The 12,086-nt window shown below is 60.3% G+C and carries 15 protein-coding genes and 2 pseudogenes; 5 read left to right on the plus strand and 12 right to left on the minus strand.

All coding sequences use genetic code 11. The features are described from left to right. The first annotated feature begins 47 nt into the window (after positions 1-47). Positions 48-320, plus strand: a complete 273-nt coding sequence (locus OKW44_RS05775) for a hypothetical protein (RefSeq protein ID WP_239499126.1) — start codon at positions 48-50, stop codon at positions 318-320. Continuing rightward, positions 317-1,135 carry an IS3 family transposase gene (locus OKW44_RS05780; RefSeq protein WP_018421050.1) on the plus strand — a complete coding sequence of 273 codons (819 nt, stop codon included), beginning with the start codon at positions 317-319 and terminating at the stop codon, positions 1,133-1,135. Before OKW44_RS05775 ends, OKW44_RS05780 begins: the two co-directional genes overlap by 4 nt. A gap of 777 nt (positions 1,136-1,912) precedes the next feature. Here the strand turns inward: OKW44_RS05780 and OKW44_RS05785 are convergent. Next, entirely contained in the window at positions 1,913-2,143 is a 231-nt protein-coding gene (locus tag OKW44_RS05785) for a hypothetical protein (protein WP_018421048.1), read from the minus strand. A 382-nt stretch (positions 2,144-2,525) separates the two neighbouring features. Here OKW44_RS05785 and OKW44_RS05790 point away from each other — a divergent pair, with 382 nt between their 5' ends. After that, positions 2,526-2,798: a hypothetical protein gene (locus OKW44_RS05790; protein ID WP_084754130.1), complete on the plus strand. Its 273-nt coding sequence runs from the start codon at positions 2,526-2,528 to the stop codon at positions 2,796-2,798. Positions 2,799-3,097: 299 nt separating this feature from the next. Here the strand turns inward: OKW44_RS05790 and OKW44_RS05795 are convergent, their stop codons facing one another. The 3 genes from OKW44_RS05795 to OKW44_RS05805 form a co-directional block, all read right to left on the minus strand. Then, positions 3,098-3,979 carry a sulfurtransferase gene (locus OKW44_RS05795; protein WP_162633976.1) on the minus strand — a complete coding sequence of 294 codons (882 nt, stop codon included), beginning with the start codon at positions 3,977-3,979 and terminating at the stop codon, positions 3,098-3,100. A gap of 174 nt (positions 3,980-4,153) precedes the next feature. Further along, positions 4,154-4,477 carry a DUF4148 domain-containing protein gene (locus OKW44_RS05800; RefSeq protein WP_026225916.1) on the minus strand — a complete coding sequence of 108 codons (324 nt, stop codon included), beginning with the start codon at positions 4,475-4,477 and terminating at the stop codon, positions 4,154-4,156. A 92-nt stretch (positions 4,478-4,569) separates the two neighbouring features. Beyond that, positions 4,570-4,929: a diguanylate cyclase domain-containing protein gene (locus OKW44_RS05805; protein WP_084754146.1), complete on the minus strand. Its 360-nt coding sequence runs from the start codon at positions 4,927-4,929 to the stop codon at positions 4,570-4,572. Here OKW44_RS05805 and OKW44_RS05810 point away from each other — a divergent pair. Beyond that, entirely contained in the window at positions 4,846-5,124 is a 279-nt protein-coding gene (locus OKW44_RS05810; RefSeq protein ID WP_084754144.1) for a DUF1488 family protein, read from the plus strand. The genes OKW44_RS05805 and OKW44_RS05810 overlap by 84 nt on opposite strands. A 403-nt stretch (positions 5,125-5,527) precedes the next feature. Here the strand turns inward: OKW44_RS05810 and OKW44_RS05815 are convergent, their stop codons facing one another. The 3 genes from OKW44_RS05815 to OKW44_RS05825 are packed head-to-tail and all read right to left on the minus strand — an operon-like array spanning position 5,528 to position 6,892. Beyond that, on the minus strand, positions 5,528-6,205 hold the full coding sequence (locus OKW44_RS05815; protein ID WP_429409642.1) for a hypothetical protein: 678 nt from the start codon (positions 6,203-6,205) through the stop codon (positions 5,528-5,530). After that, the gene (locus tag OKW44_RS05820) at positions 6,160-6,612 is read right to left on the minus strand and encodes an integrase catalytic domain-containing protein (protein WP_429409644.1); all 453 of its coding nucleotides are present in this window, start codon (positions 6,610-6,612) and stop codon (positions 6,160-6,162) included. Before OKW44_RS05820 ends, OKW44_RS05815 begins: the two co-directional genes overlap by 46 nt. 13 nt (positions 6,613-6,625) lie before the next feature. Further along, a complete protein-coding gene (locus OKW44_RS05825) occupies positions 6,626-6,892 on the minus strand; it encodes a hypothetical protein (RefSeq protein ID WP_429409646.1) in 267 nt (88 codons plus the stop codon). A gap of 373 nt (positions 6,893-7,265) precedes the next feature. Between OKW44_RS05825 and OKW44_RS05830 the strand changes: the two are divergent. After that, positions 7,266-7,600 (plus strand): annotated as a pseudogene (locus OKW44_RS05830) (SET domain-containing protein); the annotation flags it as partial. Positions 7,601-7,962: 362 nt separating this feature from the next. Here OKW44_RS05830 and OKW44_RS05835 read toward each other — a convergent pair. From OKW44_RS05835 to OKW44_RS05855, 5 genes and pseudogenes are all read right to left on the minus strand, one after another. Further along, positions 7,963-9,507 (minus strand): amidase, encoded by a 1,545-nt coding sequence (locus OKW44_RS05835; protein ID WP_018421046.1) that lies wholly within the window; start codon positions 9,505-9,507, stop codon positions 7,963-7,965. Between the two features lie 37 nt (positions 9,508-9,544). Beyond that, entirely contained in the window at positions 9,545-9,811 is a 267-nt protein-coding gene (locus OKW44_RS05840) for an SDR family oxidoreductase (protein ID WP_275426088.1), read from the minus strand. A gap of 89 nt (positions 9,812-9,900) precedes the next feature. Beyond that, positions 9,901-10,116, minus strand: a pseudogene (locus tag OKW44_RS05845) (hypothetical protein); the annotation flags it as partial. A gap of 125 nt (positions 10,117-10,241) precedes the next feature. Beyond that, positions 10,242-10,892 carry an ANTAR domain-containing response regulator gene (locus OKW44_RS05850; protein WP_018421044.1) on the minus strand — a complete coding sequence of 217 codons (651 nt, stop codon included), beginning with the start codon at positions 10,890-10,892 and terminating at the stop codon, positions 10,242-10,244. 1 nt (position 10,893) lies between these two features. Continuing rightward, on the minus strand, positions 10,894-12,048 hold the full coding sequence (locus OKW44_RS05855) for a transporter substrate-binding domain-containing protein (RefSeq protein ID WP_026225914.1): 1,155 nt from the start codon (positions 12,046-12,048) through the stop codon (positions 10,894-10,896). Positions 12,049-12,086 lie beyond the last annotated feature (38 nt).

A 12,086-nucleotide genomic window follows, 5' to 3' on the forward strand; every position in this document is an offset into this window, starting at 1 on the left:
GCGCGAGGGCGCGATCATCGCCAACATCCTTAATCGGTGGAATTCCTTTGTTCGACCCGTTTCTTTCAAAAATGGATAGTTGCGTCCAAAGCATGGAAATTCGGACCCTTCCGAACAGAGCCCACCCGAACCAGATCACAGAATGGAAGCGGCAGTTGCAGGAACGCGCTGCCGACGTGTTCGGCGCAGGAGGCACGGCGTCGAGCGAGCCGCAGGTCGATTTGAAGGAGCTACATGCGAAGATCGGCCAACTCACCCTGGAGAACGATTTTTTAAGCGGCGCGCTCAACAAGGCGGGATTGCTGAGCGCAAAGCGATGATCGATCGTACGCACGCATTGCCTGTCTCGCAGCAGGCGCGACTCGTCGGCATCGCGAGATCGAGCGTGTATTACCGGGCGCAGCCGGTGAGCGAAGCGGACCAGTTGCTGATGCGCCGAATCGACGAACTGCACATGGAGTTTCCATTTGCCGGGGCGCGGATGCTGGCACGACTGCTGCGTCGCGAGGCACACGAGATCGGCCGTCGGCACGTGCGCACGCTGATGAAGCGCATGGGTATCGAGGCGCTGTATTGCAAGCCGAACACGAGCCGACGCAATGCGCAGCACAAGATCTGGCCGTATCTGCTACGGAGCATGACGATCAATCGGGCAAACCAGGTCTGGGCACTGGATACGAGTTCGCGCGGCTTCGTGTATCTGATCGCCGTGGTGGACTGGGCCAGCCGCAAGGTGCTGGCCCACCGCGTAGCGATCACGATGGAGGCGATGCACGCTGTCGAGGCGTTGGAAGAAGCGTTCGCGAAGTACGGGCAACCTGAGATCGTCAATACCGACCAGGGCAGCCCAGTTCACCGCGACAGCGTTCACCGACGCCGTGCTCAGCCGGGGCATCCGCTTGTCCATGAACGGCAAAGGTGCCTGCGAGACAACGTGTTCGTCGAGCGCGTGTGGCGAAGCGTGAAATATGAAGAGGTGTATCTGAAAGCCTATGAATCGGTCAGCCATGCCCGGCGCTCAATCGGCGATTACGTCAATCTGTACAACCAGAGACGACCTCATTCGAGTCTGGAAGACCGCACGCCGGATGAGGCATACTTCGCGATGCTGCCTGCGATCGAATTGGCAGCATGACTGCCCCGGACGTTCCACTTAAAAACCTCAGAAGACTGTCCGAACGGGTGAGACTACCTCTCACGCCCATGATGCGCAGCGTGACCAATGCGTCCAGAGTGCAGGCATTGTCAAACGACCTCGCCACTTGTTCGTCCGATTGCAAACTGGCACGCAGCGTACCGAACGCACATGGCACACTTCTGTCTGTTGTGCCGTGTTGTTCGTCTTCTACGAGACCGGCATCCCATGCCAGCAAAACACTTCGAGACAACTGATCAAGCCCTTAACGACCGTTCCGCCATTCGCAGCAATTGGAGTGGCCTACATTGCACTCCGCTCCATTGTATCGCTGAACGAGCCGATAGATTTCGGCGAAGCTCTACCGGTGCGTTGAAGAGGATTGCGCGACCGACGTGACTGCCTCATACCGGTCCGGTCGGTGACGCAACGGGCCCAATTGATCGGCCAAGCTCCGCTACCGGAGTGGACCAGCGGTTCGAATGTTCGCGTGAGCTCTCAGGTGAATGACGCTTCCTGGCCGATCCCGGAAATCGAGCGGCCTCCGGTGATCGTCGGCCGCACCGCCGCGTCGAACTTCCGTAGCCGACCCCAGTCGGCCATAGCAGCTCGCACGCTGGTCGTCCGTTACGGGATGTGGAGCGGCCACGCATACGGGCGAGCCGAACATCGTATTCAATGAGCGGCACGGCCCGGTCAATTCAAGGGTGAGGGGAAGCATTCCTGAATTCCATCCGTGGGGCGGCGGGCGGGCGTCCCGCCGCCAGGCTCGACAACTTACGGAGTTCCGTCGTCCTGCTGTTCAGCCATTTCTGCCGCCACATGAAGTGCATTGTCCATGGCGGCCTCTTCTGTCGCGTAAGCGATTCCCGGTTCGTGCCGCACTTCTTTGATCGCGTCTCCAGTATGGTCAATATGGACGATCTCAAATGTATACCCTCCTTCAGCCAGTCCGATCGGTTCAATACGGTAGGTGTGTTTGCCCTTGCTAATCGTTCTTGCCGGCACCGATTTTTCTCCTTTGCGTCATCTTTCACCGCCACCGATATTCCACGTCTGTGGCTTCTGAACGTCGCTAATGGCAGGTTAGCCCGCTGCCAGTCCGCCGGCTGACAAGTCCCGCCTCAATTTTCCGAAACTAAGCGTTTGCACAGTCGTGCAAGGACCATCCCGCGAAAAGGGCTGCGCACTCGCCTTTGACGTGAGCGTTGTCGGCCGCTCGCTGCGCATATGGTTTCAAATGGGGCCGGGGTCCAGCGCGGTGGGAGTACGGAGTTCCGGGGCCGCTATCGGACTTTGGTCCCATTGGTTTCATCCGCCTGGCCGTGTAGGGTGAAAAATCCGTCGACGTTTGGACGGCGAATATCCGCAATATCCCCGGGAGCTCATCATGAAATTTCTTGTGGTTACCGCTTCGGCGATTTTCGTTGCAGTGCTTTCAAACGCGTCCGTTTGGGCTCAAGACAATTCCGCAACCAGTGCGCCGGCGGCTGCAGAGCATCCCGACGAAATCGTGAGGATGCACCAACAGGTGGCCGCAGCCAATCGTGTCTATAACAAGCACGTAGTCGCTGCACAAAAAGTTTTCGATGAGAAAAAGGCAGCAGCCAAAAAAGAGCGTGATGCTGCCATAGCGGCAGCACATCAGGGTGTGGGCCAATAGAACGACGACATTCCCCGCACCTCAATGGTTCCTTCCGCAGCAGCAACCAAACGCTACCATGCTATTTGAGCCCACGGACGACGTTACGCTCCCTGCTAAGCAAGTGCGGTCACCGACATAGATCAGGCCGTGTGGTCCGCCGTTGATCGCGATCGGGCAGCCGTCGACCCAAAACAGCCTCTCACATTTCTCTTATACGGACGTTCGGCCGGCGTGATGGCTACCTCTGCTCGAGTCGACTCTGAAGTTCACCGATGAGCCTTCCGCTTCCCCTGGGATGTAAGCGGGACTGGGCCACATCAGTCGACGCTTATTGGCAGGTCACGTCGGGCACCCCATTCAGACCAAGACCCGTCATAAACCCTGATATCAGTTACTCCAATCACCTCTGCCGCTAGAGCGGGAACACACGCCGTCACTCCGGAACCACAGCTAAAAACGAGTCGCTTTGATGCCAAAGAAAGCCCATCGAAGATAGTTCGCAATTCGTCCGCAGAACGCATAACTCCTTGATCGAGTACCGAGTCGAAGGGCATATTTACTGCGCCAGGAATATGTCCGCCACGCAAGCCCGCTCGTGGCTCAGGAGCCGTTCCTTTGAATCGTCCCGAAGACCTCGCATCAACAATCGCATAGTCGGGGGATTGCATCGCTTCGCAAACAAATTCTGCGTCGCAAAACACTTGTGATCGAAAGTTTGCGACGAAATTTCCCGGCTGTCGGTACGCGTCAGATGCACGAGGGTAGCCGGCGGGACTGGTCGCTCGCCAAGCCGGCAAGCCGCCATCAAGCACCGCGACTTTGTCGTGACCCATAGCCTTGAATGCCAGCCGCAGCCGCGGGCTTGCGTAAATGCCAAATTTATCGAATACGACAATCGTATCGTCGCGGTTCACGCCTAACGCCCGCGCATCCTCCGAAAACTTGCAGGGTGCCGCCAGCATATGAGGTAAAACTTGATCCTCGTCTGCGAAATACTTATTGAGATCAACGTATATAGAACCGGGCATTCCCTCGTCCTCAGTCGGCGGTGCTGCGCCGGCTGATACGGCCGTTGGCAGTCCTGCTTCCAGGATGATCAGGTCCGGTCGCGTCAGGTTTTTTCGCAACCAGGCAACAGAAACAAGCGGTTCCATAAGGCCCAGCAGCAATCCGACCAGCACATCAGTAAGGTCAGCCACGAACGCGCCAGTAGCGCGATGGGCGGAAGCGCCCATTACGGAAGAGGAAAATTGCTTTGTCCGAAAACGCCTGTCGTGACGACGCAAACCCGAAGCAGAAAGTCTGTCTTTCTGCTGCAGCCCGCACGCAGCAAATCAGCAACTGCGTGACTGCACCTTAGGTGGATTCGGGCATCACGGGTGGTTGTACATCGCGTTCCAGTCGGCAGTTGAAACGCGGCTGCCGCCAGCCTGCGACGCTCCGTTCGACGTACCGCCGTAACTCGTGGCGGCTGGCTGTTCTTGCGCATCGACCTTGGCTTCGGCGGCCTGCAGTTTCGCCGGATAAGTCGCGGCGTCGCCGCCGTCCAGATGGTAACCAGCGTTTTCGAGCTGGACCAGTTCGGCCTGCACCTGCGCGCGAGTCTTGGGACCATCGGTCTGTGCATACGAAACGACCGGGACGACGAGTGCAGCGGCCAACAGGCTAGCGATAGCGGCACGGTGAGAAGTTTTCACGATGGATTCTCCGTCGAGGAAATTGATGAATGCAGCCTACGCGGGCCACGCTGTCGTATTGATAGCGCGCAGATGAAAGTTAATTTAGTAATTTATGCATTCGCTGCGCGCGACGTCTTCACACAAATTTTCGACCTGCACCTATGGCACGAAGCAGGGTACGTCGCGATGCCGATGCTGACGCCAATCGGGAAGCGCCCGCCGAACTCGTTCTTACCGACAGCGCGAACGCACGATACGAGGCGTCCCGCCAGTTCCCGTAGTTTTCCGTCGTCGCCGCAATCAGGTGCCAGCAGGACCAACTCGTCGCCGCCGACGCGCCCCAGCACATCATTCTGACGCGTCGCTGCGCGAAGCGATTGCCGCCTATGGAACCCGCTGGAACCGTTGAACTCGAACCGCACTTGCTCGCCGGTCGCCTCGGCGTCGCCTTTGGTCTGGTTCGGCAGCACAGCACGATTGAATGCGTGATCACGATCGCGGCGCCCGAAGCGTATTTCTGGCTCGAACCAGGTGCGATCGACGCCCGCATCCTCAAAACCTTTCGCGACGGGTATGGGCGCATTCGTGCGATAGCAGAACGGAAGCTTCTCGCCCATCCCGCGACACGTCTCGAGCTGACGCTGACGGATTTCGCGCGCCCTTGAGGCACCAGATTTCGCCTGTGGCGGCGGCAACCGCGGATGAGCGTTTGTCTGTTCATCCATGAGCTCACCGTCTGACTACTCGCCGCGAGATCACCCTCACGCATGTTGGAGCTCACGCCGCTCACGCCGCTCGCGAGGCTTGGGACGAGACATCATCGCGATCCAGACCGGATTTGCCCTGCCTCATGCATAAAACTGAACCACCGGTCGCCCTGGAGATGCGGTCGTGGCGAAGTTTGGGATACAGGCGCGGGCAATTGACTGTTAGTTGTGTACTGGACGACGGCACGCATTGAATGGGGGCGGCTGCAGCGATATGCTCCCATCCTGTAGATTGTCAATTACGATGGCCGCCCGTGGGCGACAACTATCTTGGCCGGTCGTGTTGCCTCACGGGATGATGTTACTCCCGGGTAATTGTCACTGTCCGAATGTTTTGCGATGACGGCTGGCGCTGCGTAGCGGCGCCAGCCGTCATCGCGTCGGCATCGCCGAGTATCCGCGTCACCAGTTCTCTGGCGCGATTCGATCGCCATACCTTCACGCGGCGCTGCAAGGTGCGCAACTGCGCGTCGGAATACATGTTGGGAGCCATCGAAGTGAGACGCTCATGGAGCTTTTGCGCGGTAATGTCGGGCTCCGCTTCGAGCCACTGCTGTATCTTCGGCCAAGTATGCTCGAACGGATCTTCCCGGGTACGCCAGTCATGGGGGACGCGCGCTTTTCGACGATGCGTCGGCCGGACCTCTCCGGCCTGCCACGCCGTTCCAAGACTCGCCAGGAAATCCGCGAGTGGAACTTGACCGGATGTTCTTGTCTCCGGCGGCGCCGCTCCGGAAGCACTGCATTCGGCGACACGCTGCTGGGCGTCGCGCATTCGACGTAAGAGATCCAGTGGGTCGAGCGCTCTGAACTGGGCACGCAGTCTGCGTTTGGTTGCCTCCGACACCGAAGCAGAGCGCAGCACGCGCTCGAGCGGCGTCAAGGGCGCCTCATAGCGCTTCGTCACCCTCGCGCCGTGACGGGTCTTCGATTTCAGCTCGAATGACGGCTGGAAGAAGTTGATGTACAGCCGCGACACCTCGTAGAGGGATGCAAGGTTGCCGTGGCTTCGAGGCCGCGTAGCCTGCCATAGCCAACGAGGCGACGCACAATGGCGCCATTCTTTTGCTCGACCCACGCCTGATCGTTTTTCTTGTAGGCACGTGAGCGCGTCAGTTCGATACCCGTTGCCTTGCAGAAGTCAAGCATGGCCGCGTTCATGAAGGCAGTATCGTTATCGCAATCCAGACCACGTAGCGGAAACGGCAACGCACGGCTAACACGCTCGATGTGCTCGAGAACGAACGCCCCGCTGCGATACGGCATGGTCAGGCATTCGGTCCAGCCGGTCGCGATATCTGTCATCACGAATCTGTGCACGAAGTCGCCGTCGATCTTGGTGCCACCACAATGCTCGACGAAATCGACCTCGAGATAGCCGGGCAACGGATCGTTCCAGTCAGAGAACGTGCGGATCGGCACCGCACGGCGAATTGCATTGCCGATTGCGCCGGCGCTGGCCGGAGAAGGCCTGTTCGCGCACGTCGCGCAGCAGCCGGTCAATGGTAGCGGCGCTGATCTGCTTAAGCCGTTGGCGCGCGTCCTTCGATAGCGACAGGTGACCATGCCGTGTCATCGAGTCGATCAGCGTCGGGATGAGCGCCTTCAACCGCTTGCCGCAGATCCTGTCGGCAGCCTCCCACAGCGTGATCAGCGCCGCACGCACTTCGTCGCCATCGCTGCGGCCCTGGCTTCGCCCTTTGCGGCTGCGGATCCCGACACAGCACCCGGATCGCATGCTTGCGGTGATAGCCCGTCAATTGAATGAATTCGTCCAGGATCCGGCGTTTCTCCGTCCGGTCAGAACGTCGATACCGCTCGCCAACCGCCTCAGTCAATTCCCGTCGTGTTGTCATGCTGAGCCGCCTCGTCATAAGTCGTCCCCGCCAGCATTCTGACGGGTAACAAATTACATGAGGCAACAGGTACCGCTTGGTAGCAAAAATGTTGAGTCAATGCGCCGGTCGGCGGGGTTAGTTGTCGCTGCTCAGCTCGGCATAGTTGTCGCTCCTTCCGATTCGGGGTGGGGTAATTGACGCCGCCGCGCCGCCAGCCGCCAGCAATCCGAAAACGGGCATACCTTTATTTTTGGTCTGTCCGACGGCCGTGTAATTGATGGCAGCCGCGGCGGCAACAGCGCCCGCTCCGCTTCCTGAACCATGCATGCACACCCAACTGCGAGGCAGTCGAGGCCGGTGATCGGGTTTTTATTCATGCGGTCACTGCCATCAAGCCCGGTGACGAACTTTTCATTGACTACGGCCTCGTCGTCGATGGCGATGTCACCGAGGAATTTCGGAAAATGTACGCCTGTCATTGCGGCGGCTCTGCATGCCGTCAATCGATGCTCGGCGAGACAGCGACTTCGCCGTGAACTGACCGACGAACGTCTCAGGGCACCCGAGAATGCTCGCCATGCTTTTAACTCAATGAGCGATGCGCGATCAGACCGTCAGCGCAGACGATGTCGACGCTGAACCAGCCTTCAGCATGCCCCAAAATCAACGATAGCTTCCGGGGCCCAGCGGTCGCTCACCTTGGCAGCCGTACGACAAGTCATCGGCCATAGCCGACGGGCGGTGATTAGGAGCCCTGCGGCGGCCGCACCTTGCATAGCGGCAGTCCAATTGCTTCAGGTAACCTGCCGATGGACTCAAGACTGAGCGAGCGAAGAACGTCAAGGTCGATTCTCAGGATCCTAACGTTCCCTGCAGAACTCTCGGGCCGGCACCCGAATCAATCGAGCATCGGCGCCGCCTTCTGGCGACCCGCGCCAATCTCGTATGCGTAGGCATATCCGAGCAGCGCCGCCTCGTCCCACTGCCGACCGACGAAGATCAGCCCGAACGGAGACCCCGACTTGTAATAGCCCGCTGGCACAGCAATGCCAGGCAATCCCGCGATATTGATTTCGCCGACCGTCGTCTCCTGAATGATGTCCTTGCCGTGAAGCGGAGGAAGCTCGCATCGCATCTGTGGAAAGACGAGCGCATCGAGTCGGTGCGTGCTCATCACCGTATCGAAGATACTCATATAACGCGCCTTCAGGTCGACGAACTCCGGCATCTCCGGCGGCAACGAAGGATCGGCCAACGCAGCCCGGAAGTCGGCGAGGCTAGGCAAATAGCGCAGTACGCCATCGGGCCCGAACACATTGTCGTCTTTAGTCGCTTCGGCGAATTCCGCGAACGTTTTGAGCGGCGCATGCTTGCCGAGCCGCTGCAGATATTTCTCGAGATCGTACGGAATGGATTCGAGTCCACGCGCATCGAAGTGTTCCAGTGGCGGCGTCGGCTTTCTCAGATCGGCGAAACCAGAGCCTTCGAACGGATCGTCGACCAGGACCGCGCCGAGACCGGCCAGCTCTTGCTTGACGCGCGCATACAGCACGGCTGCTTCATCGGAGAGCGGCTGCGCGCGCCATCCCGGGCCATATAAACCGATACGCTTGCCGTTCAACGCATCCGGTGACAGCGCCGACGTATAACCGCCTTCCGGCTGCCGGCCGACGCTCGCGAGCGTCTTCGGGTCCTCGCTCGAATAGCCTGCGAGCACGTCGAGGCAGAGCGCCGCATCGCGCACGTTGCGGGCAATCGGGCCCACTACATCGCGATTACCCGACAGCGGCACGACGCCCGCATTCGGCACCAGTCCGATAGTCGGCTTGATGCCGACGAGGCCCTGCGCCGAGGCTGGGTTCTGGATCGAGCCGCCCGTTTCTTCGGCGAGTCCGAGCACCGCCATGCCCGATGCAACCGCCGACGCCGTTCCCGCGCTGCTGCCTCCCGGCACGCGGTCGGGCATCGGCACGTTGATGGTCGGCCCAGCCCAGCTATCGTTCGCATGCGATCCGGTGTGGCTCAGGATGGGCACGTTGGTCTTGCCGAGCAGGACCGCGCCCGCGCGCCGCATGCGCGCGACGACCGGCGCATCGCGCTCGGGCATCAGGTCGACGCCGCCCTTCTTGCTGTAAAGCTTCGCCCATCCCGCCGTGGTCGGAAAGCCGACCATATCCATCGGATCCTTGATGACCACCGGCACGCCCGCGAGCGGCCCGAGCGCCTCACCGGCTGCGCGCCGTTCGTCGATCTTCCGCGCATCGCCGATCGCGTCTGAGTTCAGAAAGATCAGCGCGTTGAATTTTGCGTTGTCGCGCTCGATCCTGTCGAAGCAGGCGCGCGCCAGTTGCTCAGCCGTAAATGTCCCAGCTCGAAAACCCGCCTGCACGGCTTCGACCGTGAGCGCATCCAGATCGATGTCCATCGCACTGCCTTGTTCCATTCGATGCTCCTGTTGAGTTATCGGTACCTCAAAGCGCTCAAAGCTGGATGCCACACGTGAGCGCGCCATCGACGACGAAGTTCGCCCCACTTATGAAGCTCGCCGCCGGACTCGCGATGAACGCCACTGCGTTGGCGATTTCCTGCGGCCGGCCCATGCGTCCGCTCGGCTTCAACGCAAGCGCACGCTCGAACAGCGCCGCGTCGTAATACTCGATCCAGTCCCACACGCCGCCTTCGAAATACACATTGCCGGGCGATACCGTATTCGCGCGGATGCCCTTCGATGCGAGCTGATTCGCCAGCCCCTACATGTAGCGAACGAGCGCGGCCTTGAAGACCCGTACGGACCCGCGGCAAAATCGATCTCGCGTCCCGACACGCTCCATATCGCGACGATCGAAGCGGCCCGGCTCACCTCGCGAAACGGCATGGCGGCATCGACGAGATTGACCATGCCGAGCAGATCCGTCTCGAACTCCTTGCGCCACGACTGGATGTCGTGGCCGATCGTGAGCGCGCTCACATTGGCCACGGCGATATCGATCCCGTCCCACTCCGCACCGACGCCCCCCGACCCAAGCCTTGAGCGCATCGCCGTCCGGCACATCGACGGCCGCACCCGACGCGCGTGCGCCCTTCGTGCCGCCGGTCACGATCGCCTTCAGACCTTTAAGTTGCAGGTCCATTTTCGTCGCTCCTGTGCGTGTCGATCAGAAAACGTAGCCTGTGCGCTCACTCTTTCTCGCGCCCTTCCCCGGATGTCATGCCGCGCGTGATCTGCAACACTTCGCCCGCTTGAATGACGGAATGGCAAATATCGTCGATGGTCACGCGCTTTTCCATCGCCTGAGCGCGCAGTATGTCGTACGCATCACGCTCACTCACGCGATGCATGATCATTAGAATGTTTTTAGCTTCCTGCAGATGCCGGCTGTCGAGCAGCTTCTGTTCGAGCTTGGCGATACGCTGTGCATGCTGACGCGCACGCTTCGCGTGATACAGGGCCATTACCACGGTCGAAAGTAACCCCGATGCGCGGATCGGCGTCGTGATGATGCCGTCCGCTCCGAGTTTGATGGCCTGATCGATGAACGTCGGATTCTCATGGGCCACCACGCAGATGACGGGCGGCGCATCGGGTCCCGACCACTCGCCGCTCGGCGTACGCTCCTCGGGCAAGAGCGCGCGAAACACCAGATCGACGCGCTCGGGCAAGGTGTCTATCGGCGGCCAGCATTGCTCGACATAAAAGCCCATGCGCCGCAGATGGTTGGCGAGCGTTTGCCCGTCGTCGTCGTCCGGATGGAAAACGACCACGCGCGCATTGCGCTCGAGGATCGAACTGGTGAGGCTCCGCTGGCCTCTGTCCGCACGCGCGCTCACGTCAATAGTCCCGCGTGCTCAACTTCGTGACCCAGTCCCCGAGCGTCTGGCGCGTCATGTACGGATCGGGGCCGACAGCGAACTTCGACTCGCGCAGGATGGTGAACTGGCCGTCCGCGTTTGCGCGGCCGATGCGCGGATAAAGCGCCATATGATGATTCACGGGATCGATGCGCACGCGGCCTTGCGGCGCGGTGAATTCCGAACCGAGCAAATGCGGCATGATTGTCGCGAGTTCGTCCGAGCCTGCGCGGGTGAATGCTTCCGCGAACATGTGCATCTGATAATACGCAGCCTCCCAGTTCATGTCGGTCGGCGTGTCGGCCTCATAAAGCGCCTGATGATGCGCGACCGCGCGATGGTTTTCTTCCGTGTCAATGCTTTGGAAATAAGGCGCGGCCGTGATGTGGCCCGCCGCGATGCCGCGCTCCATCGCACGAATCTCAGTCTCGGAGGTATTGAGACTGCCGATGGGCATTCTGGCCGGATCGAAGTCCGCGTGCGCGTAGGCATCGTAGAGATAAGGCACGGTATCGCCGATCACCGTGCAGAAAATCCAGTCCGGCGACTTGCGCCTGATGTCCGCGATGACCTGCGCGAACTGATCGCGCGGCGCGTCCAGCGGCAGATAGCGCTCGCCGAGAATCGCGCCTTCGGGATGCTGGAGCAGCAGTTCCTGCATCGTACGATTGCACTCGTACGGATAGACGTAGCTCGACCCGACGAAGTAGACCCGCGCGCCGAAGGTCTCCGTCATGAAGTCCGCGAGTTGCACGCCGTTCTGATTGGGCGACGCGCCGCTATAGATGATGTTGTCGGAGTACTCGAAGCCCTCGTACATCTGCGAGTAGATCAGCAGCCGGTTGTGCTTTTCGACGACAGGCAGCATCGCCTTGCGGCTGGTCGACGTATAGCCGCCGAAGATCGTGTTGACGCCGTCCTTCACGATCAACCGCTCGGCCAGCTCGCGAAACGAGGCCGGGTCGGAGCCGGGATCGTAATGAAGGGCGACGAGTTCGCGTCCGCCGATACCGCCGCGCGCATTGATCTCCTCGACGGCGAGGCACGCTCCGCGCCATTGAGACTGCTCGAGCAACGCGGTCGAACCGCTCGTCGAGCACAGCAAGCCCACTCGGATTGGATCGGACAAAGCCATTTCGTGACACGCTCTTTAATGCGCGCGGAGCGGCGCCC

The sequence above is a fragment of the Paraburkholderia lebeckiae genome (genome assembly GCF_050436325.1).
Lineage (GTDB): Bacteria > Pseudomonadota > Gammaproteobacteria > Burkholderiales > Burkholderiaceae > Paraburkholderia > Paraburkholderia tuberum.